We start from the raw sequence: 19,983 nt of genomic DNA, 5'->3' as shown, positions 1-19,983 counted from the left end.
CTGGCCCGGAGGCACGGGCAGCCTCTAGCCTGTGCGGGACTAGGCGTCTTCGCGGCTCGGCCCTCAGGTGCGGGCGGAGCGGACGTAGGCGACGATCGCGTTCGCGTGACCGTGACCGAGGCCGTGCTCGACCTTGAGCCAGGTCACGACCTGCAGGTGCGCATCATGGCGCAGGCGCTCGTCGGCGAGGTCGAGCCACTCCTGCACCGGACGGCCGTACGTCTTCTCGATGCTCGGGAAGTAGGAGGCGGGCCCCTTCGGTTTCGCGCCGTCGGCGGGCGGTTCGGGAGCGAGCACGCGATCGGTCATGCGGTCACGATAGCGAGAGCGCGGTGACGATGAATAGGCCGCCGGATCGAAGTGACTCAGCTCTTCGCGAAAGGCAAAGGCGAAGTCGGGCCAGAGCAGTGTGAGCCGCCGGTTCGGGTCGAGGTACCAGCTCTCGCAGCCGCCGTTGGTCCAGACGGTGTCGGTGCTCAGTGCGTCGATGCGGGCGACGGAGGCGGCCTCGGCATGGGCAGAGACCTCAAGGAGGTCCGAGCCCGTGGTCTCGAGGTGATCAAGGGCAGCGAGGACGTACTCGATCTGCGACTCGATCATGTGCACGGCGGAGTTGTGGCCGAGGCTGGCGTTGGGGCCGTTGACAACGAAGAGGTTGGGGAAGCCGTGCACGGTCGTCGAGGCGTACGCTGCCATCCCGTCGGCCCAGCGGTCGGCGAGCAGCACAGAGCCGCGGCCGCGGATGCGCCGAGCAAACGGAGGGCGTGTCGAGTGAAAGCCGGTGGCGAAGACGAGCACGTCCAGCTCGTGCGGCACGTCGTCATCGCCGACAGCGGCTGACCCATCGATCGTGCGCAGCGGCCCGGGGACGACGCGAACGTGTGCCTGTGCGAGTGCGGGGTAGTAATCGTCCGAGAGCAGGACCCGCTTGCAGCCGATCTCGTAATCGGGGGTGAGGACGGCGCGTAGCTCGGGATCGGAAACGTGCGCAGCGAGGTGGTCGAGCGCCTCCGCTCGCAGCCGATCGATCGCCTCCGGTACGCCGACGCGGCCTGCAAAGCCGAGCTCGGCCTGCCAGAACAGCTCTTCGCGAAGTCGCGTCAGGGCGCCCGGCGCGCGGGCGAGAGCCCGGCGCTCCTCCGGCTGGTACGCGCGGTTGCGTCGGGGGATGACGTAGGGCGCAGAGCGTTGGAAGAGGACGACCTGGGCAGCCCGTTCGGCTAGGTGCGGCACGATCTGCACGGCGGAGGCGCCGGATCCGACGATTCCGACGCGGGCTCCCTCGAGGTCGATGTCGTCGCGCCAGCGGGCCGAGTGGAAGGCCGGGCCGGGGAAGGCATCGAGGCCGGGGACGGCCGGGAGCCTCGGCTCCGAGAGGCGCCCGGCGCAGAGCAGGAGCACGGCCGCGGAGTAGTTGCCGCGCGTAGTGCGGACGAGCCAGCGGCATGCCTCCTCGTCGAAGACCGCCTCGAGGACCTCGGTGCCCAGGCGTAGGCGCGGGCTGAGCTGCTCGCGCTCGACCACGCGCTCCAGGTAGGCCTGAATCTCGGCGCCGGGCGCGTAGAACGCGGACCAGTCGGCTTCGGGGGCGAACGAGTAGGAGTAGAGGTGCGAGGGGATATCGCAGGAAACGTTGGGGTAGACGTTGTCGCGCCAGGTGCCGCCGACGCGCTCGGCGCGTTCCAGGACGACGAAGGAGGTGCGACCGCGGCGCTCGAGGCGCGTCGCGGCACCGAGTCCGGCGAATCCGGCGCCGACCACGACGACATCAACGTCGACGGCGCCCTCGTCGCTCATTAGATCGTCATCCGCGGTAAGACGCTGCCCGCCGGATCGCGGCGAGGATCGGCGAGGAAGTGCTCGAGCACCGCGAGCAGCTCGGCCGGGCGCTCGGCCAGGACGGCGTGGCCCGAGTCCACCACGGCGTAGCGGGCGTCCTCGATCGCGCCGAGCAACGCTTCGGAGCCTTCACTGCCGACGACCGCATCCGAGGTGCAGCCGACGACGAGGGCGGGGATGCGCAGGCGAGCGGCAGCTGCGCTGGCATCGGCTCGAGCGGAGGCGGTGAGCATCCGTTCGGCGTTCTGGTCCCAGGGCGATCCGGACCCGGGCGAGCGCAGAGCGAGCAGTCGCGCCGCCTCGTCGCGTGCCTCCCGAGAGTCGGCGAGCAGCGCCCAGAGCCGGGCCGTGCCGAGCAGGCGCGCGGTCGGATGCAGCCAGCCCGCCACGAGGGCGAGGGCGCGCACGCGGGGCTCGGTGTCGGCCGCGGCGAGGGCGACGGAGGCGCCAAGCGCGTGCCCGACGACGACGGCCTCAGCGCCACCGAGCGCATCGAGGGCAGCGCTGACCGCATACGGACCGTCTGCCCAGGGGTCGTCGAGGTCGGCGAGTTCGAGTGCGGCGACCCGGTGGCGTCGGGCGAGCAGAGGCAGCAGGAGCGATGTGTCGGCGCGAGCCCCCCGCCCGGCTCCGGTGACGAGAAGGACGACGGACGGCTGCACGGAGCCGGCGGTGAGCATCCGCACCCGCGCGCCGCCACTGAGTACCGTTTCCTCGCCGACCAGAGCGGCCTGCCGCGCGAGATAGTCCGAGGGGCCGCTCATGACAGACGGGACTCGCGCACGGGGAGCCGCAGCCGCCGCGGCTCCGCTGCTCTCGGCAGTTCGGCCTGCAGCGCGCGGTCGGAAGGGACGTCGCCGTAGGTTGTGGTTCGCTGGCGCCAGCCGCGGCCGATCTCGGCGGTGATCCTGGCGACTGTGGGTATGTCGAGGGCACGGAACGCCTCCGCTCCCGCCTCCGGCCGCAGCACGCCGTCGAGTAGCAGACCGCCGAGGTCGTCGGCGCCGCCGCGCAAGAGCACCTGCGCGGTCTGCAGCCCGAGCTTGGTCCAGGCCGTCTGCACGTGGTTGATCCGGCCGTGCAGCACCAGCCGGGCGACAGCGTGCACGGCGCGGGTCTCGCGAAGGCTTGGGCCTGCGCGAGACGCCTGGACGACGGCCGGCGGAGCCTCGGCCGGGATGAACGGCATCGCGATGAACTCGGTGAAGCCGCTCGTCTCGTCCTGAATTGCCGCCAGCGTGCGTAGGTGGGCGAGCTGCTGCTCGGGTGTCTCGACGTGGCCGTAGACCATGGTCGAGGTCGAACGCAGGCCGCTGCGATGGGCGGCAGTAATGGTCTCCCGCCATTCCGCTGCGCTCGGATCGGCGCCCTCGCTGAGTATCGCGCGCACGTCGTCATCCAGGATTCGCGCGGCCGTGCCCGGCACGGAGTCGACTCCCGCGTCGCGAAGCGCGGTCAACATCGCGGGCAAGGTCCGACCTGTTCGGCGGGCGATCTCGAGAATCTCGCCGGGGCGGTAGGCGTGCAGGTGCACAGACGGCTGCCGCTGCCGGAGCGTGCGGACGATCAGGAGGAGGTCGTCGCCCGGGTGCTCTGGCCCGATTGCGCCCTGCAGGCAGAGCTCGGTGGCGCCGAGGGCGACCGCCTCGTCGGCGAGCTCTTCCAGGCGCTCGACGGTCAGCCCACCTGCGCCCCAGAGGGAGGTGTCGATGTTGCGGTTGACGACGACAGAGACCACGTCACCGACAGCCTCGCGGCGGACGTCGTCGGCGAGCGCGGCGAGGGCGTCGAGGTCATCTCCGTCGGCTGCGAGCAGAGCGAGGTAATCGGCGTCCGCGAGCCCGGCCGGATCGGCGCCGGCACGGGCGAGTACCGTGCCCAGCGTGGGAGCGGAGGGCCGGGGCAGGGCGTCAAGCGTCTCGCGGTACGGCCGAGGGAGGACCGGTGCCGCCTCGTCGGCCAGCCACGTCGAGCGGTCAGCGAGGGCGAGGACGTATGGCTCAACCCGGGGGTCGATCCAGGTGGCTGCATCCCGGAGGTAGTGCGGATGCGCGGTGAGGCGCTCGCAGAGGCGAAACCCCGCGGTGGCCGTGAGTCGGGCGAGGTCGTCAATGTTGGGCCAGGGGCGCTCTGGATTCACGTGGTCGGCGGTCAACGGGCTGACCCCGCCCCAGTCGTCGATCCCGGCGCGCAGGAGCAGGCCGAGCTCTTGCTCATCGGTGAGGTTCGGCGGCGCCTGAATCGTCGCATCCGCGCCGAGGACCAACCGCGCGACGGCGACGTTCGCCACATACTCCTGCAACTCGAGATCGACCTCGTTCTGCATCGCGGTCCGAGGCTTGGCCCGGAAATTCTGCACGATGCACTCCTGCACGTGACCCCAACGCTCGTGGGACTCGCGGATCGCGAAGAGCGCGTCGGCCCGCTCGGCGGCGTTCTCGCCGATGCCCAGCAGCACTCCGGTCGTGAAGGGGATGCGGCTGCGGCCCGCGTCCTCGAGCACGCGCAGCCGCAGCGCCGGATCTTTGTCGGGGGAGCCGTAGTGCACCCCGCCCTTCTCTGACCAGAGCCGCTCGGCCGTGGTCTCCAGCATCATTCCCATCGAGGGGGCGACGGGACGCAGCCGCTGCAATTCGGCCCAGGACATCACGCCGGGGTTCAGATGGGTCACCATGCCCGTCTCGCTCATCACCAGGACCGCCATAGCCCCGACGTACTCCAGAGTCGAGGCATAACCGTGCTCGGCGAGCCAGGCGCGAGCGATCGGCCAGCGGTCCTCCGGGCGGTCGCCGAGAGTGAAGAGCGCCTCCTTGCAGCCCAGCGCGGCACCTGCTCGAGCAACCTCGAGGATCTCCTCCGGCTCCATGAAGGTCGATTCGCGTCTGGCCGCGAGCCCGCCGGGCGTCTCGACGAAGACGCAGTAGTGGCAGCGGTCGCGGCACAGCTTCGTGAGTGGGACGAACACTTTGCGGGAGTACGTGACGACTCCGGGCCGGCCGCGGTGGACCAACCCCTCGTCGCGGAGCCGTCCGGCGGCTTCGAGGAGCAGATCGAGGTCGGCTCCCCGGGAGCCAAGCAGAGCCTCGGCGCTCGCACGAGTGATCGGCTCGCCGCGGTCGAGTTGGGCGAGGAGGGTGGCCGTGGTCATGCGGGAGCGGCCCTTTCGGACGGGATCGGCAAGCGGACGGGGGTCAGAGCGCGCGTAGGCGCGGTGCGAGATCGCGCTCGAAGCTGTCGAAGAAGCGCTGCTGGTCGTCGCCGGGGGCGTGGAAGACGAGGTGAGTGAAGCCCGCGTCGACATAGGGTCTGATCTGCGCGACCGTCTCGTCGGGATCGGACCCCACGATCCAGCGCTTGGCCACCTGCTCGATCGGCAGCTCGTCGGCCGCGCGCTCCATGTCGACGGGGTCGGTCAGCGAGTGCTTCTGCTCGGGAGTGAGCGAGAGCGGAGCCCAAAAGCGGGTGTTCTCGAGGGCGAGCGCCGGGTCGGGATCGTAGGAGAGCTTGATCTCGATCATCCGGTCAAGCGTCGAGGAGTCGCGGCCCGCCGCCGCAGCGCCCTCTTCTACCGCGGGCAGGAGCTTCTCGGTGTAGAGGTCCATCCCCTTGCCCGAGGTGCAGATGAAGCCGTCGCCCGCGCGACCCGCGTACTTCGCGACTACGGGGCCGCCCGCGGCGATGTAGACAGGGACGCCGCTCTCCGGCTTGTCGTAGATGGACGCCTCGTGGGTGGAGTAGTACTCGCCGTCAAAGGTAACCCGGTCGCCGGCCCAGAGGGCGCGCATGAGGCGGACGGCCTCGCGAAGACGAGCGAAGCGCTCCTTGAACTCGGGCCAGGTCTGCTCCCCGGCGCCCTGATACCCGGTCGCGACCTCGTTGAGCGCCTCGCCGGTGCCGACGCCGAGCAGGATCCGCTCGGGGTAGAGCACCCCGAGGGTGCCGAAGGCCTGCGCGATAACGGCCGGATTGTAGCGGTAGTGCGGGGTCATCACAGAGGTGCCGAGACGGATGGTCGACGTCCGCTCTCCTGCCGCCGCCAGCCAAGCCAGCGAGAACGGAGCGTGCCCGCCGGTGTGCCGCCAGGGCTGGAAGTGGTCGGAGACGACCGCGCTCTCAAAGCCGTGCCGCTCGGCGCTCACCGCGAGTTCGACAAGTTCGCGCGCACCGAACTGCTCCGCCGATGCCTTGTATCCGAGCGTGATCGTCATCTGCAGCCTTCGTGAGTGGTGGGACCGCCACCGGATCGGGGCGTTCCCCCATTCTGCGCCTGCGGGGAGGACGAGCGGGACGGGAAGAGGGCACCCTGGGGAGGGATCCGCTCGAGGACACCCTGTGGAGGAGCCTCAGGTCGCGGGAGTCGTGATGTTCACCATCCAGCCGACGCCGTAGCGGTCGACGAGCATCCCGAATCGGTCACCCCAGGGCGATGCGGCCAGCGGCATGGTGACCACGCCACCGTCGGCCAGGCCGCCCCAGTAGCCGCTGAGCTCGGCGTCATCGTCGCCAAAGAGCGCGACGGTGATGCGGCTTCCCTCGTCTGCCGGCATCGAGGCCGGCGTGTCGGAGCCCATCAGGATCAGTCCGCTCGGGGTGACGAGTTGGGCGTGCATGATGAGGTCCTGATCGGCAGGGTCTTCGCTCATCGAGAACTCCCCGAAGGTGCTGGTCGTGAGTTCGCCGCCGAAGACGGTGCGGTAGAACTCCATGGCCTCCCGCGCGTCTGCGCGGAATCCGATGTAGGGGCTGAGCGAGGTGGACATGGCACGCCTTTCCGTTGAGTGATGCGCTCAGTATCTTCTCGGTGCCACCCGAGCGCCAGACTCACTCGCGATATCCCGAGATGCCCGCGCACGGACGAGACCATTTCGGGAGCAGCGGGGAAGTTAGAGGTCGGCGCGGGTGGGCGGGTTCGCGCCCGAGCGCGACGTCGTGATGCCGGCGACATGCGCGGCGTGGTGGCCGATGGCGTGGAGGGCGGGACCGTCAAGAAGCGGTCCATTCGGCGCACCGAGGCCCTGCCGGAAGGCCTCGTCAAGGAGAGCACCCATTGCCGAATCGCCGGCGCCAATCGTGTCGGCCACGACGATCCGGGCCGCGGGAACGCTCACTCGTGCGGTGGCGGAGGCGAGCAGGAGCCCGTCACCGCCGCGCGTCACGACGGCGAGCTGCGCGCCCAGGCCGAGCAGCCGCGTCAGCACCTCGTCAAGCTGCACCGTTGGGTACAGCCACTCCGCGTCCTCGTCGCTGAGCTTGACGATCTCGCAGGCGCTCGCGACGCGCTCGAAACGGGTCAGAGCCTCGGCATGCGTCCCGACGAGCGCGGGGCGGATATTCGCATCGACGCTCGCCGTGATACCGGCGGGCAGCGCCTCGAGCAGCTCAAGCACCGCTGAGCCGCCCGGCTCAAGGAAGATCGCGATGGAGCCGGTGTGCACATGGGCCGCTCCGGACGGATCGGCCGCGGGTGGGTTCCAGGACAGGTCGAAGACGTAGCGCGCCGAGCCGTCCTCGGCGAGTACGGCGCGGGCGGTCGACGTGCGCTCGGCCTCCCCGTGTCGCACCTCCACTCCCGAGGATTCGAGGTGCTCGACGATGCGGCGACCGCGCTCGTCGTCCGCGATGTCGGTGACGAGGGTCGCGGGACGGCCGAGACGAGCGAGCGTCAGAGCGACATTGGCGGGGGAGCCGCCCACGTGCTCGACGGCACTCCCGTCGCGCTCAACGATGTCGATCAGCGCCTCGCCGATGACCAGAATGCGGGCTGCCGCGACGTCGCGGTTGTCGGAGAGGGACATGCGGCCATCATGCCGGGTGATGGGTGCCCCTCGCGACGCATGAGTGTTCGTAACTAAGGTCAGTCGGGCGTCAGAGCGCCTTTCACGCCACTTCCGCCTCTCTCAGCCTCCGTGACGGACGCTCGCCAGCACCGCATCCACCGTGGTCACCTCGATCAGCGGGGCGTAGAGCGCCATCGCGTCGAGCGCTCGCCGGTGGTCGTCCTCGGAGGCGCCCGCGCACGCGTCCGCGACGACGCGCACCCGAACGCCCGCATCTGCCGCCGCCAGCGCGGTCGAGAGCACGCAGCAGTCGGTCGAGACGCCGGTGAGCACGACGTCGCGCGAGTCGCCCACCTCCGCCTCTAGGGCCGGTCCCCACTTGCCGAATGTTGTCGCGGTGATGGTGCGGTGCCCCTCGAAGCCTGGAACCAGCTCGTACAGCCGGTCGCCCTCAGGCACGAGCGCGAACGGCCATTCGCGGTAGTACGGAATCCACGCGCCGCTCGGCTGTTCCGGAGCCACGAAGCGCGTGGTGACGACGCGATCGCCGAATTCGGGGAGCAGACGCCGCGTGCCGTCGGCCGCCCGGGCGAACTCGCTGGAGACCCACGGCGAGCGAGTATCGGCGAAGACGTGCTGCAAGTCGATGGCGACGAGCAGGCTCACGCCGATGCCTCCTGGCGCCGCACCGCCGAGCGCGACAGCGCGAGAGTGCCGACGACTCCGATCACCAGCGCGACGAGCACGCCGAGGTTGGCCCCGGCCCAGTCGCCCTCGCGGCCGCCGATCGGGCCAAGCAGGTAGCCCTCCCACTCAAAGCCGGGTGAGTAGTTGACGACGAGGCCCCAGCCGATCACCGATCCGACGAGCACGAGCGCCACAGGCACCGCCGACACGCTGCCGTAGCGGCCGCGAGAATCGTACAGCGCCTCCTGGTCGTAGTCGCGGCGGCGGAGGAGGAGGTCGGCCAGGAACACACCCAGCCAGGCCGCGATCGGCACGCCCAGCGTGATCAGGAAGCCCTGGAACGGGCCAAGGAAGTCGCCCGCGATGAACACGACGTAGATCGCCCCGAGCACCATCAGCACCCCGTCGATCCCTGCCGCGACCGGCCGCGAGACCTTCAGGCCGGTGCTGAGCAGCGCGAGGCCGGAGGAGTAGATGTCCATGACTGCGCCGCCGACCAGTCCGAGCAGCGCGACGACGATGAAGGGGAGCAGGAACCAGGTCGGCAGGATGCCGGCGAGCGCCCCGATCGGGTCTGCCGCGATCGCGTCGGAGAGGTCCTGCGACGAGGCGGCCAGCAGCAGGCCGACGATCACGAGCACAACGGGGGCGACGGCGCCGCCGATCGTGGTCCAGGCCACGACTGGGCCCGTGCGTGCCGTCCGGGGCAGGTAGCGGGAGTAGTCGGCCGCGGCGTTCACCCAACCCAGCCCGAAGCCGGTCATCATGAACACCAGGCCACCGATGACGGCGGCGGTCGAGCCGGCGGGCAGGCTCCCGACGGCCGCGAGGTCGATCCGGTCGAGCACGAGCACGACGTACACGACGGTCAGCACGGCGGTCGCCACCGTGATCGCGAGCTGGAGCCGCATGATCAGGCGGAAGCCGGCGATCCCCGCGATCACGATGAGCGCCGCGACCACGATCAGCGCGACGACCTTGGTGAGCACGCCGCCGTCCCAGCCGAACTCTTCGAATACGGTCGCCGTCGCGAGCACGGCGAGGGAGGCGAGCACCGTCTCCCAGCCGACCGTGAGCAGCCACGAGATCACCGACACGATCCGGTTGCCGTCGACGCCGAATGCCGCGCGGCTGAGCACCATCGTCGGCGCCGAGCCGCGCTTGCCCGCGACCGCGACGAAGCCGCAGAAGAGGAATGAGACCACGATTCCGATCACGCCGACGAGCGTGGCCTGCCAGAAGGACAGGCCGAAGCCGAGCAGGAACGAGCCGTAGCTCAGTCCGAGCACCGACACGTTCGCGGCGAACCACGGCCAGAACAGGTCGCGCGGCCGGCCGTGCCGCTCCGACTCCTGGATCGTGTCGAGGCCGTTGAGCTCGATGCCGCCGGCGGGGCGGGTGCTCGGAAGATCGGGGGAGGTCATCGCGTCCTCGTTCTCACGGGTGCCGGCCCTGCGCCGGAGCTGGAATGAACCTACAGCGCACCGCGCTCGAACAGCAGCCGGAGGGTCTCGAGATCGTCGGCGACGCGGGCGCAGTCGTCGTCCCAGTCCTCCAGACTCACTCCGGGCCGCCGACGTACGGTGAATGCGACCTCAGCCCCATCGCCGTTCACGAGCACCCGAAGCGGATTGTCCACCGCCGTCCCATCCGGCAGTGTCACCTCGTGATCCGCCACCCCGAACGGGTTCTGCGGAGCGAAGCGCACCTCGACCCGGCCCATCGGCGAGTCGGCGAACCAGCGGCCGTCCACCTCCTCGACCGCCGAGGAGGCGAGGCCCGCGGCCCAGCGCGGCAGGTTGGCGGGGTCGGAGACGAAGGCGTAGACCTCTGCGGCCGGAGCCTCGATCACGACGCCCACCGGGCGTGATTCCTGCAGTGTCATCCGTGCTCCCTCATCCGTGTTCCGTCCGTCCGTGCTCCGTCATCCCTGACTGAGTCATCCCGCTCCGACGCCTCGCCGAAGCTTGACACGAGCATCGCCGCCAGGGTCGTGCGCTCCAGCATGCCGTGGATGCTGACCGCCTCGGTCCGTGCGTGCGCTCCTTCGCCGGGTGCGCCGAGTCCGTCGAGCACCCCTAGCCCGAGCGCCGCGACCAGGTTCCCGTCGCTCGCTCCGCCCGCGGCGATCTCGCTCAGCGGCACGCCGATCCGCTTCGCTACCCGCTCGGCCCGCCGGTAGAGCGCAGCGACCGACGCGGTCCGCTCGAAGACGGGCCGCTCCCAGGAGCCGCGGACTTCCAGCCGGATGCGCGGGTCGGTAGCGTCGAGCGCGTTCAGCTCCGCCTCGACCCGGGCAGCCTCCGCCGAGTCGTGGATCCGCGCCTCCAGTTCCAGCCGCACCCGCGCCGTGGTGACGTTCACCCGCGAGCCTCCGGCGACGACTCCGATGTTGACCGAGGTGCCGGCCTCCGTGAGCGCAATGCTCAGCACCCGCGGAATCAGCGACCCCAGCTCGTGGATCGCGCTCGCCCCCTTCTCAGGCTCGACCCCGGCATGCGCCTCGATGCCCACGACGTCGATTGCGAAGCGGCCGATCCCCTTGCGCGCTGTCTTCACCGTGTCACCGATCGCTCCCTCGAAGACGAGGACCGCCTCCGCCCCGCTGCTCTGGCTTTCCAGGAACGCCCGGGAGGCCGCGCTGCCCACTTCCTCGTCCCCGGTCATGACCAGTCGGATCGCCGGATGAGGGAGGCGGGTGTGCCGGAGCGCGGCGATCAGCCAGACCATCTGCACGAGCCCGACCTTCATGTCATAACTGCCTGGTCCGCTCAGGCGGTCGCCGTCGACCGCAAAAGACCAGGAGCGGGTGGTGCCGAGCGGCCAGACAGTGTCGTAATGCCCGAGGAGCGCCACGAACGGGCGGGTGCCCCGGTGCGGGCGGTGGCCGTCGTTCGCCGGAACGGTCCAACTGGTCGCCGTCGGGGCGTCCTGCGCGCGGTGGTGCTGCACTTCGGCGTCGTGGCCGAGGCGCTCGCCGACCCAGTGCACCAGGAAGGCATGCAGCGTTCCGAGCGCCTCGAGCGAGTCGCTGGGGCTCTCGATCATCACGAGGCGGCGGATGTCGTCGACGATCCGGGCTCGGGAGTCGCGGAGGAAGGCACGCACGCGGGCGGCATCGGCGGCATCGGGGAAGGTCATCAACTCCGGACTACCAGACTGCGAGCCGCGACGCGAGGAGGGGCCGTGGGCCTGTCTGAACCGTCAGGCCCCCCAGTACGTTGGAGCAGGAAGAGGTGGGGATGTCCGAGGATCAGGCCGAGATGCTGCGTGCTCTGCACGACGAGCACGCGAGCGCGCTCTGGCGGTTCGTCCTTCGCTTGACGGGCGACAGGCAGATGGCCGAGGACGTCGTGCAGGAGGCGCTCCTGCGCGCGTGGAAGCACCCCGAGATCCTCGCGCAGGGTGAGGCCGCGGCCCGCTCCTGGCTCTACACGGTCGCGCGCAACATCGTGATCGACGACCGTCGCAGTGCCCGGTACGCCCGCGAGCTCGGCACGGACGAGGTCCCCGAGCGCCCCACCGCCGACCGCACCGATCAGGTGCTCGACGCCTGGCTGCTCTCCGACGCGCTGAGCGGCATCAGCCACGATCATCGCGCCGTGATCGTGCACGCCTACTACGGTGGCCGCTCGGTGACCGAGATCGCCGAGCTGCTCGGGATCGCCCCGGGCACCGTCAAGTCGCGGATGCACTACGGAATGCGGGCGCTCAAGCTTGCGCTGCAGGAGCGGGGGGTGACCGAGCTGTGACGAACGATTCGCTCTCTGACGAGGCGCACGACGACTCCTTCCGCGACTGGGACGCGGCCTACCTGCTCGGCTCCCTCTCCGCGGCCGACCGCCGTGCCTTCGAGCTGCACCTGCGGGGCTGCCCCGCCTGCCGCGAGGGCCTGGCCGAGTTCGTTCCCCTGCCTGGGCTCCTCGCGCATCTTCCCCACGGCGAAGCCCTGCGTCTCCTTGAACAGCCGGAGGCGAGCCCCGAGGAGTCTGCGCCGCCCGCGCTCCTCGCCCGTCTCGCCGCCGCCGCCGAGTCGCTGCGCCGACGCACGCGAATCCGGATCGCTGCCCTCGTCCTCGCCGCTGCGGGAGTCTCGGCGGCGAGCGCCGTCGCCCTCCCGCTGGCGGTCGCTCCGTCGCTCACTCCTGTCGAGACAGTCGGCTCGACAGTGTCTCTGGCTGCGGCGCCCGGCGTTCCGGTCGAGGCCTCGGTGAAGTTCGTGCCCCAGCAGTGGGGCACCCGGATCGACATGGACTGCAGCTGGGGCGAGACCGCTCAGCAGTACGCGGGCTCCACGAGTTACGTCCTCTACGTCACCGACACGTCGGGCAGCACCGAAGCGGTCGGCTCGTGGACCAGCGCACCGGGCACCACGATGGAGCCGAGCCTCGCCACCGGTGTGCCGCTGTCCGAGATCGCCTCAGTCGAGGTTCGGCTGCAGGATTCGGACATGGTCGTCCTCACCGGGCATCCGTGAGCGCGGGCGGTTCCCAGGTGAGCGCCCGATGGACTGAGTAGTTTCTCAGTCATGACGATCGCGACTCTCGCCCTCGCCCGCGCCTCCGTGGCGACCGCCTCCTCCTCGGACAGCATCGACAAACTCTCTGGACTCGTCGGCGTCGCCGCCCGGATCATCGCCGCGCTCGGCGAGGCGGGCGTCGGCCTGTTGACGCTGATCGAGACGGTCTTTCCGCCCATCCCGAGCGAGCTGGTTCTCCCGCTGGCCGGTTTTCTCGCGCAGCAGGGGCGGATGAATCTGGTGCTGGTCGTCGTCACCGCGACGCTCGGCGCATACCTCGGCGGGCTCATTCTCTATGGGCTCGGTCACCGTATCGGCACCGAGCGCTCGATCCGGCTGCTCTCGAGGCTGCCGTTGGTTGACCGCGAGGACTTTGAGAAGGCAGTCGGCTGGTTCCGCCGTCACGGCACGTGGGCGGTGCTCTTTGGCCGGCTGATTCCCGGGGTGCGCAGCCTGATCTCGCTCCCGGCGGGCGCCGAGCGGATGAACCTGCTCCTGTTTTCGGGGTTGACGATTCTCGGCTCCGGGGCGTGGAACGGCCTGCTGATCGGGCTCGGCGCGGCGCTCGGCACGCAGTACGAACTCGTCGACCAGTACGCAGGCGTCCTCGACGCCGTCATCTACAGCGCGATCGGCGTGCTGCTGCTGGCGCTCGTCGTGCGCAGCATCCGGAGGCATCGCGCCGCCGCGCGCGCCGGCTCGCAGGGCTGACCCGCTTCGCGCCCCGCGCGCAAGGTCCCGCGCCGGAAAGCTCCGGTGCCCTACCGTCGGAGCGTCCCTACTTCTCGACGCGAAGGAACGCCATGTCCGAGACCGCCGCGCCCACGATGTCCCGCACTGCCGTTGAGCGGGGCTGGATCATTGCCGTCTCGCTGATTGCGATCGGCCTCGGCGTGATCGCCGTGCTGATCCCAGGACCGACCCTGCTCACGGTCGCGATCGTCTTCGGCATCCATCTCATCGCCGCCGGCGTGTTCCGGCTGCTGCTCGCCTTCACTGCCTCACGACTGAACGCGCGGGTGCGCTGGCTGGCGGGTCTGCTCGGCGCGCTCATCCTGGTCGCCGGAATCCTCTGCCTCTCGAACCCGTTCGGGTCATTGACCGTCCTTGGCCTCGTGATCGGCCTCGGCTGGATCCTTGACGGCGTCTCGAGCATCGCCAGCGGCCGCACCATCGCGGGCCCCGCCTGGCTGCCGATCGCGGGCGGGATCGCCTCGGTGATTGCCGGAGTATTGACGATCATCATGCCGGTGCTCGCCCTCGCCTCCTTCGTCACCGTCGTCGCGATCCTCCTGATCGTGGTCGGCGTCTCCGGTCTGCTGCTGCTCCCCGGCCGCACGAAGCGCCCCGAAGGCGCGGAGGCGTAACCCGGAGTCCTCAGAACCAGACGTCCCGCGTCCAGACCTGACCGGGCGTTGCGTAGGCGAGCCACGACAGGGGCGCCAGGATCCACATCGCCATGATTCGGCGGTAGCCCGGCGCGCGGGCGAGCACCGTGCTCACCTCTGCCCGCCCCGCCCGGGTCGAAAAGATCAGGCGCGCGTTCGCCGTGAGAGAGATCAGGGTTACGACGATGACCGGGCCGCCGAGCACGAGCAGGTTCCCTCGTCCCGCGCCGCCGGGAAGGTTTGCCACTTCGGCGAGCCAGATTCCCAACAGGACGACCGCGGCCACCAGCGAGACGGTCTGGGCGGTACTGGGCCGCGCGCCGCCCGGCCCAGGTCATTGTCGTCCATCCGGCGAACTTGACCGCTGGCCTCACGGGGAGTCCGGCGCTGACGTCCGACGCGTGTCAGCATCGTCGCCATGACCGATCCTGATCTCGTTCCCGAGCTCCTCGTCGAGAACCTGGAGCGCAGCCTCGCCTTCTGGTGCGGCCCCTGCGGCTTTCGGCTCCACTACTCCCGGCCAGAGGAGGGCTTCGCCTACCTCGTCCTCGGCACCGCGCACGTGATGCTCGAGGAAGCCGGGCTGGGCCGCAACTGGCTCGCCGGTGCGCTGGAACAGCCGTTCGGGCGCGGGATGAACCTCCAGGTGCACGTCGAGGACGCCGATGACCGTGCGGTGGCGCTGGCGGAGGCGGGAGTCGCGCTCTTCTCACCGCTCGAGAGCCGCTGGTACCGCGTCGGCGCGGAGGAGGTGGGGGTGCGCCAGCTCGTCGTCGCCGATCCCGACGGATACCTCCTCCGCTTCCAGTCCTCGCTCGGCCGCCGGCCCGCCGGACATTCGGCGCGCCACCATCCCCTCGGCTCGTGACGTCATGCCACCGGATGACGCCGGCGACAGCTCGCGACTGCTTCTATCGAAGGCATGACGCAGCACAGCACCACCGGCATCCTCGAGAAGCCTCGCAGTGAGGAGCCGAGCATCGTCGCCCCGACCCCCTCCGGCGCCCTCGCCCCCGGTGCCGTGGCCCCGTTCGACCGCGACCCGCTGGTCGGGCCTGCCGACCTCGTCTCGGCGCTCACCGGCGTCGCCCTGTGCTTCTTCTCGCTGTTCGTCTTCGCTATCGCGCACTGGCAGTACTTCGGCCCCGACGTCGATGAGGTCAGCGTTCTCGGCTGGCTCGCGCCGCTCGTCGCGGGCGTCACCTGTCTTCTGGCGGCGGTGGTTTCCGTTGCCGTCCGCGTCCGTGGTCGGCGCGGCGAGCGGGCGCACTCGTGAGTCTCGCTCTGGCAGGACCCGCCGTGCATGCGGCCGAGCAACTCCTCGCGCGCTCAGGGTGCCTCCGCTCCGAGCACCCGTGGGTGACGAGTGGCGCTGCGGAGGTCGACTTCCTCGCCCTCGCCGAGCACGCCGGCGTCCTCGATCTCTCGGAGGAGGCGGTCGCGCGCGTCGCGCTCTCGCTCGCGACCGGTCGTCCCGTCGATCTGCGGTTCGCCTTCGGCCACCTCACCCGCGATCACGCCGAACTCGTCATGATCGCCGTCGCTGCCGCCGCCGGGCACGACCGGCTGAGCAGTCGGATCCACGTCGTCGGCGACGAACGCCGCCTCGAGACCGTGCCGCCTCTCGCAGTCTGGCCCGAATGAGGGTGGCGCGACGCCCACCCGCGTCGCTACTGTCTTTCGGAGGTGCCCGGTTTAGGGTGTCCGTGTGCAACGAGTCGATGATTTCCCTGGAGCCGGACCGGTGGCGACCTCCCCCGAGTCCGGTGACGCCGGGGAGGCGACCGCCCATCGACTCCCTCCGACCCACACGTCTCCGGTGCAGGTGACCAGCGGTGAGGTCGGGTACCAGGGTGGCAACGTGGCCGACCCCGTGTGGCAATCCTGGCGCGATGAGCTCGCACACGTGGGCGGTCCCTCGCCGTTGCTGCACTTCGTCGACTCGCCGCTGACCCGCATCGAACTCTCGACGACGCATCCCGGCGGACTGCCGCCGTTCATTTCGGGCAAGACCACCCTGCTCTCCTCCCTGATCCGCGACGAACTCGCTCTGCGCACGGCCAAGAGCGCCGCCGGTGCGATCACCGACAAGGGGATCGAGTTGCGCTCCGTCCGCGGCATTGAGGGCGTCCACCTCGCGATCGGTCTCGCTCAGTGGCGTGCCGGAGACACCGAGTTCACCGCTCCCGTCCTGCTGCGTCCCCTCGCGATCCGCCGTTATGGGCGCGATTTCGAACTCAAGCTCAAGGGGCAGCCCTACTTCAACCCGCAGCTCGCTCGAGCCCTCAAGCAGCAGTTCGGCATCACCATTGATCCGGATCAGTTCGTCGAACTCGCGGTGCAGAATGGCGTCTTTAAGCCGCAGCCGGTCATCGACCAGCTCCGCGGGATGACCTCGCACCTGCCGTGGTTCGCCGTGCACCCGCGCCTCGTCGTGTCGAGCTTCGCCGATGTCGCGGGCGACATGCTCCGTGACGCTCGGATGCTCGAGCACCCCGTGCTCGACGCTGTGGCCGGCAACCCGGCTGCTAAGCGTGCGCTCCAGCAGTCGCAGAAGGTCGCGTCGATCATCCCGCAGGACGAACGTCCGCCCGCGACCGACACTCTTCTGCTCGACGCCGACGCTGAGCAGGAGCAGGTCATCGCGAACATCGCGGCAGGCAACTCGCTCGTCGTCAAGACCCTGCCGGGCACCGGCGGCACCCAGACCGTCGTCAACGCGATCGGGGCACTCGCTGCCCAGCACAAGCGCGTGCTCGTGGTGAGCGCCCGTCGCTCGAGCCTCGACAGCATCCACCAGCGCCTGCTGTCTGCCGGTCTCGGTGGGGTTGCGGTGGGCCCACGGACCCTCCGCCGCGACCTCATCCAGTCGATCGCCCGTAACGAGAAGGCTTCGCGCCCCTCCGTCAGCGAGATCGACGACGCCCTGCTACGCCTGCGCAAGGTACTGCTCGACTACCGTGGCGCGCTCTCGCGCCGCGACGAGAGCTTTGGCGTCTCCGCCCTGCAGGCCCTCGAGGAGCTGGCGCGCTTGTCGCAGTTGCGCACGCCTCCGTCGACCGCCGCCCGGCTCGACCGCCGCACCGTGAGCGCGCTCGCGCAGAGCCGCCCGGAGGCGACGCGCATGCTGATCGAGTCGGCGCGCCTCGGCGAGTTCCGCTACGGACCGGGGGATTCGCCCTGGTATGGCGCGCAGTTCGACTCCACGGCCGACGCCGAGGTCGCGCACGAGCTGGCCAAGCGCCTGCACCTGCGTGACCTGCCGCGCCTGCTCGATCGGGCTCAGGACGTCATCGGTCAGACCCGGATGCGCCCGTTCGAATCCGTCGCCGAGCTCGGTATTTACCTGCGCCTGCTGCAGGACGTGCGCGAGACGCTCGACAAGTTCCAGCCGGCCGTGTTCGATCGCTCGATCCAAGACCTCATCGTTGCCACCGCGCCGCGCCGTGAGGCCTCCGAGATGTCGGCGACGAACCGCCGTCGCCTCAAGAAGCTCGCGCGCGAGTATCTGCGGCCCGGAGCGCACGTCACCGACCTCAACGCCTCCCTGCGTCGTGTGCAGCAGCAGCGGACGCTGTGGCAGCGCTACGCCGTCGCGGGGACGATTCCCGAGGTGCCGGTCGGCGTCGCGGATGTGCAGGTTGCCCACCAGCAGGTGACCGATCAGCTGGGCCGGGTCGACGAGCCGCTCGGCCGCCGGGGCACCAACCTCCAGCTCGCCTCTCTGCCGCTCGCCGAACTGGCCTCGATGATCTCGGGTCTCGCCGAGGACAGCGAGGTGCTGGCGAATCTCCAGGAGCGCACGACCCTCCTGGCCACCCTGCGTGACTGGGGCCTGGACCCGCTGCTCGCCGACCTGTCACGTCGCCATGTGCCCGCCGAGCTGGTCGCGGCTGAGATCGACCTCGCTTGGTGGCGCTCGGCGCTTGAGATCATGCTGGCCGACGAGCGCGCGTTGCTCGGCGGCAACACCGGCGTCCTCGACCGGCTCGAGGCCGACTTCAAGCTTGTCGATGAGGCTCACGCGGCATCGAGCGCCGAGTTGCTGGCGTGGAAGCTCTCGGAGACCTGGAAGATCGGTCTTGTCGACTGGCCGCAGGAGCGCGATGCGCTGCGGGCGCTGCTGCGCACCGAGTCGGCGACCACGCCACAGGAATTGCAGAAGGCGGCACCCCACCTCTCGCGCGTTCTCGCTCCGGCGTGGCTCGCCTCGCCGTACGAGGTGCACCGGATCGGCACCGAGACGACCTTCGATGCGGTCTTCCTCGTGGATGCAGGAGCGACCACGCTCGCCGAGAACGTCGGAGCGATTCGCCGGGCGAAGCAGGTCGTCGCCTTTGGCGATCCGGTGACGCAGACGCCCACTCCGTTCAGCCTGCGCGTCGATGAGACGCCCGAGTTCGGCGCGACCGCCTCGCGCACCGACGTGGAGGCGCTGCACGCGCAGTCCGCGCTCGCGCGACTTGGCGAGTTGCTCAACACGGTTACGCTCACCCGCAGCTACCGAGCGGGTGGCGAGGACCTCGCCGAGCTCGTGAACCGCCGCTTCTACGGCGGGCGCATCGACTCCCTCCCGTGGGCCGGCTCGTTCCTCGGTCACGACTCGCTTCGGTTCCACTACATCGCCAGCGGGCACGGCATGCCCGAGAACGACTCCGGAGCCGTCGAGTCAGTCGACGCCGAGGTCGCGAAGGTGGTCGAGCTGGTGCTTGAGCACGCCGTGATCCGGCCGCGGGAGTCGCTCATGGTCATCACGGCCAGTCCGCGTCACGCGGTGCGGGTGCAGCAGGCGGTGCTCACGGCGTTCGCCAAGCGGACGGACCTCAACGACTTCATTCTGGGCGATCGTCCCGAGCCGTTCGCGGTGGTCACGCTGGAGCAGTCGGTGGCGCAGAGCCGGGACCGGGTCATCTTCTCGATCGGCTACGGACGCACTCCGCACGGCCGCCTGCTCTCCAACTTTGGCGCGCTCGCCGAGCCCGGGGGAGAGCGTCTGCTCGCCGTCGGAATGACCCGCGCGCGCCGCTCGATGGACATCGTCTCGTGCTTCCGCCCGGGTGACATCGACGAGTCTCGGATGCGCTACGGCATGGTGGCGCTGGCGCAGGTGCTCCAGGAGGCGGAGGACCGGGTCCAGCCGAGTGACCGTGATGACTACTCCGAGCCGATGCTGGTCGATCTCGCCGCGCGCCTTGAGCGCCGCGGGCTCCGAGTGAACGTCGGTCACAAAGGCAAGCTGGCCCTGGTCGCCGCGCACGGGACGCGGGCCGCGGTGGTCGAGACCGACCGCGACGTGAGCACGCAGAGCCTGCGAGTCTCGTTGCGCCTGCGTCCGGAACTGCTGCGACGGCTCGGCTGGCACTACCTGCGGGTGCACAACTTCGAGCTGTTCGCCGACCCGGAGGCGGTGGCCGCGCGGGTGGCCGGGCTGATCGGCGCGCCGACCGACGAGGCGGGTGCCGACGCGGCTCCGGTTGCCACGCCTCCGGCGTCGGGCGCGACTCAGCCCGTCGAGCCGCTGCCACGCGACTGACCGTGCCGCCCGATCCCGACGCCCCCGCGGGCGAGGACCGGCCCCTGCGGCGCACGCGCGGTGGCCGGCGCGTGACCCTCCCCGCGAAGCCCGGCACCGACCCGTCTCCGCACGCGCCCGCCGCGGACGTCTCGGCGCCCCCGGCGGGTCCTTCCGGCCCCAACGACGCCCGACTCCGCCAGGATGTTCCCCCGCACTATTGACGGGGCGCGAGATTCCAAGGAACGGACGAGATCCCTC

General features: G+C 70.3%; 19 protein-coding genes. 8 read left to right on the top strand and 11 right to left on the bottom strand.

The features are described 5' to 3' along the window. Positions 1 to 63 precede the first annotated feature (63 nt). From HRF29_RS15465 to HRF29_RS05105, 10 genes are all read right to left on the bottom strand, one after another. A complete protein-coding gene (locus HRF29_RS15465; protein ID WP_187698111.1) occupies positions 64 to 1,797 on the bottom strand; it encodes a DUF4287 domain-containing protein in 1,734 nt (577 codons plus the stop codon). Further along, complete coding sequence (locus HRF29_RS05145) at positions 1,797 to 2,603, bottom strand: alpha/beta fold hydrolase (protein ID WP_173245513.1); 807 nt, start codon at positions 2,601 to 2,603, stop codon at positions 1,797 to 1,799. The genes HRF29_RS15465 and HRF29_RS05145 overlap by 1 nt, the downstream gene beginning before the upstream one ends. Beyond that, on the bottom strand, positions 2,600 to 4,987 hold the full coding sequence (cofG, locus tag HRF29_RS05140) for a 7,8-didemethyl-8-hydroxy-5-deazariboflavin synthase CofG (RefSeq protein WP_187698110.1): 2,388 nt from the start codon (positions 4,985 to 4,987) through the stop codon (positions 2,600 to 2,602). The genes HRF29_RS05145 and cofG overlap by 4 nt, the downstream gene beginning before the upstream one ends. Before the next feature lie 43 nt (positions 4,988 to 5,030). Beyond that, on the bottom strand, positions 5,031 to 6,047 hold the full coding sequence (gene fgd / locus HRF29_RS05135; RefSeq protein WP_173245507.1) for a glucose-6-phosphate dehydrogenase (coenzyme-F420): 1,017 nt from the start codon (positions 6,045 to 6,047) through the stop codon (positions 5,031 to 5,033). A gap of 135 nt (positions 6,048 to 6,182) precedes the next feature. Continuing rightward, the gene (locus HRF29_RS05130; RefSeq protein WP_173245504.1) at positions 6,183 to 6,599 is read right to left on the bottom strand and encodes a VOC family protein; all 417 of its coding nucleotides are present in this window, start codon (positions 6,597 to 6,599) and stop codon (positions 6,183 to 6,185) included. Positions 6,600 to 6,722: 123 nt separating this feature from the next. Beyond that, positions 6,723 to 7,634: a carbohydrate kinase family protein gene (locus tag HRF29_RS05125; RefSeq protein WP_173245501.1), complete on the bottom strand. Its 912-nt coding sequence runs from the start codon at positions 7,632 to 7,634 to the stop codon at positions 6,723 to 6,725. 102 nt (positions 7,635 to 7,736) lie between these two features. Further along, positions 7,737 to 8,282, bottom strand: a complete 546-nt coding sequence (locus tag HRF29_RS05120) for a cysteine hydrolase family protein (RefSeq protein WP_343043652.1) — start codon at positions 8,280 to 8,282, stop codon at positions 7,737 to 7,739. Next, positions 8,279 to 9,727, bottom strand: coding sequence for a purine-cytosine permease family protein (locus HRF29_RS05115; RefSeq protein ID WP_173245499.1), 1,449 nt, complete (start codon positions 9,725 to 9,727; stop codon positions 8,279 to 8,281). Before HRF29_RS05115 ends, HRF29_RS05120 begins: the two co-directional genes overlap by 4 nt. Before the next feature lie 50 nt (positions 9,728 to 9,777). Continuing rightward, positions 9,778 to 10,188, bottom strand: coding sequence for an SRPBCC family protein (locus HRF29_RS05110; RefSeq protein ID WP_173245496.1), 411 nt, complete (start codon positions 10,186 to 10,188; stop codon positions 9,778 to 9,780). Then, complete coding sequence (locus tag HRF29_RS05105) at positions 10,185 to 11,444, bottom strand: M20/M25/M40 family metallo-hydrolase (protein WP_173245493.1); 1,260 nt, start codon at positions 11,442 to 11,444, stop codon at positions 10,185 to 10,187. Before HRF29_RS05105 ends, HRF29_RS05110 begins: the two co-directional genes overlap by 4 nt. A 101-nt stretch (positions 11,445 to 11,545) precedes the next feature. Here HRF29_RS05105 and HRF29_RS05100 point away from each other — a divergent pair, with 101 nt between their 5' ends. The 4 genes from HRF29_RS05100 (at position 11,546) to HRF29_RS05085 (ending at position 14,189) form a co-directional block, all read left to right on the top strand. Beyond that, complete coding sequence (locus HRF29_RS05100; protein WP_173245490.1) at positions 11,546 to 12,055, top strand: sigma-70 family RNA polymerase sigma factor; 510 nt, start codon at positions 11,546 to 11,548, stop codon at positions 12,053 to 12,055. After that, on the top strand, positions 12,052 to 12,780 hold the full coding sequence (locus HRF29_RS05095; RefSeq protein ID WP_173245487.1) for a zf-HC2 domain-containing protein: 729 nt from the start codon (positions 12,052 to 12,054) through the stop codon (positions 12,778 to 12,780). Before HRF29_RS05100 ends, HRF29_RS05095 begins: the two co-directional genes overlap by 4 nt. Positions 12,781 to 12,831: 51 nt before the next feature. Next, positions 12,832 to 13,533, top strand: coding sequence for a DedA family protein (locus tag HRF29_RS05090; RefSeq protein ID WP_173245484.1), 702 nt, complete (start codon positions 12,832 to 12,834; stop codon positions 13,531 to 13,533). 92 nt (positions 13,534 to 13,625) lie between these two features. Beyond that, positions 13,626 to 14,189, top strand: coding sequence for an HdeD family acid-resistance protein (locus tag HRF29_RS05085; RefSeq protein WP_173245480.1), 564 nt, complete (start codon positions 13,626 to 13,628; stop codon positions 14,187 to 14,189). Between the two features lie 10 nt (positions 14,190 to 14,199). Here the strand turns inward: HRF29_RS05085 and HRF29_RS05080 are convergent, their stop codons facing one another. Continuing rightward, positions 14,200 to 14,496, bottom strand: coding sequence for a hypothetical protein (locus tag HRF29_RS05080; protein WP_173245477.1), 297 nt, complete (start codon positions 14,494 to 14,496; stop codon positions 14,200 to 14,202). A 132-nt stretch (positions 14,497 to 14,628) separates the two neighbouring features. Here HRF29_RS05080 and HRF29_RS05075 point away from each other — a divergent pair, with 132 nt between their 5' ends. From HRF29_RS05075 to HRF29_RS05060, 4 genes are all read left to right on the top strand, one after another. After that, positions 14,629 to 15,078, top strand: coding sequence for a bleomycin resistance protein (locus HRF29_RS05075; RefSeq protein ID WP_173245474.1), 450 nt, complete (start codon positions 14,629 to 14,631; stop codon positions 15,076 to 15,078). A 54-nt stretch (positions 15,079 to 15,132) separates the two neighbouring features. Further along, positions 15,133 to 15,486: a hypothetical protein gene (locus HRF29_RS05070; RefSeq protein ID WP_173245471.1), complete on the top strand. Its 354-nt coding sequence runs from the start codon at positions 15,133 to 15,135 to the stop codon at positions 15,484 to 15,486. Next, positions 15,483 to 15,854 (top strand): hypothetical protein, encoded by a 372-nt coding sequence (locus tag HRF29_RS05065; protein WP_173245468.1) that lies wholly within the window; start codon positions 15,483 to 15,485, stop codon positions 15,852 to 15,854. Before HRF29_RS05070 ends, HRF29_RS05065 begins: the two co-directional genes overlap by 4 nt. A 181-nt stretch (positions 15,855 to 16,035) precedes the next feature. Then, positions 16,036 to 19,743: a DEAD/DEAH box helicase gene (locus tag HRF29_RS05060; protein WP_425503104.1), complete on the top strand. Its 3,708-nt coding sequence runs from the start codon at positions 16,036 to 16,038 to the stop codon at positions 19,741 to 19,743. The last annotated feature ends 240 nt before the right edge of the window (positions 19,744 to 19,983 follow it).

Source organism: Rathayibacter agropyri (genome assembly GCF_013249015.1).
Classification (GTDB): domain Bacteria; phylum Actinomycetota; class Actinomycetes; order Actinomycetales; family Microbacteriaceae; genus Rathayibacter; species Rathayibacter agropyri.
This window is presented reverse-complemented; position numbering and strand designations above follow the sequence as displayed.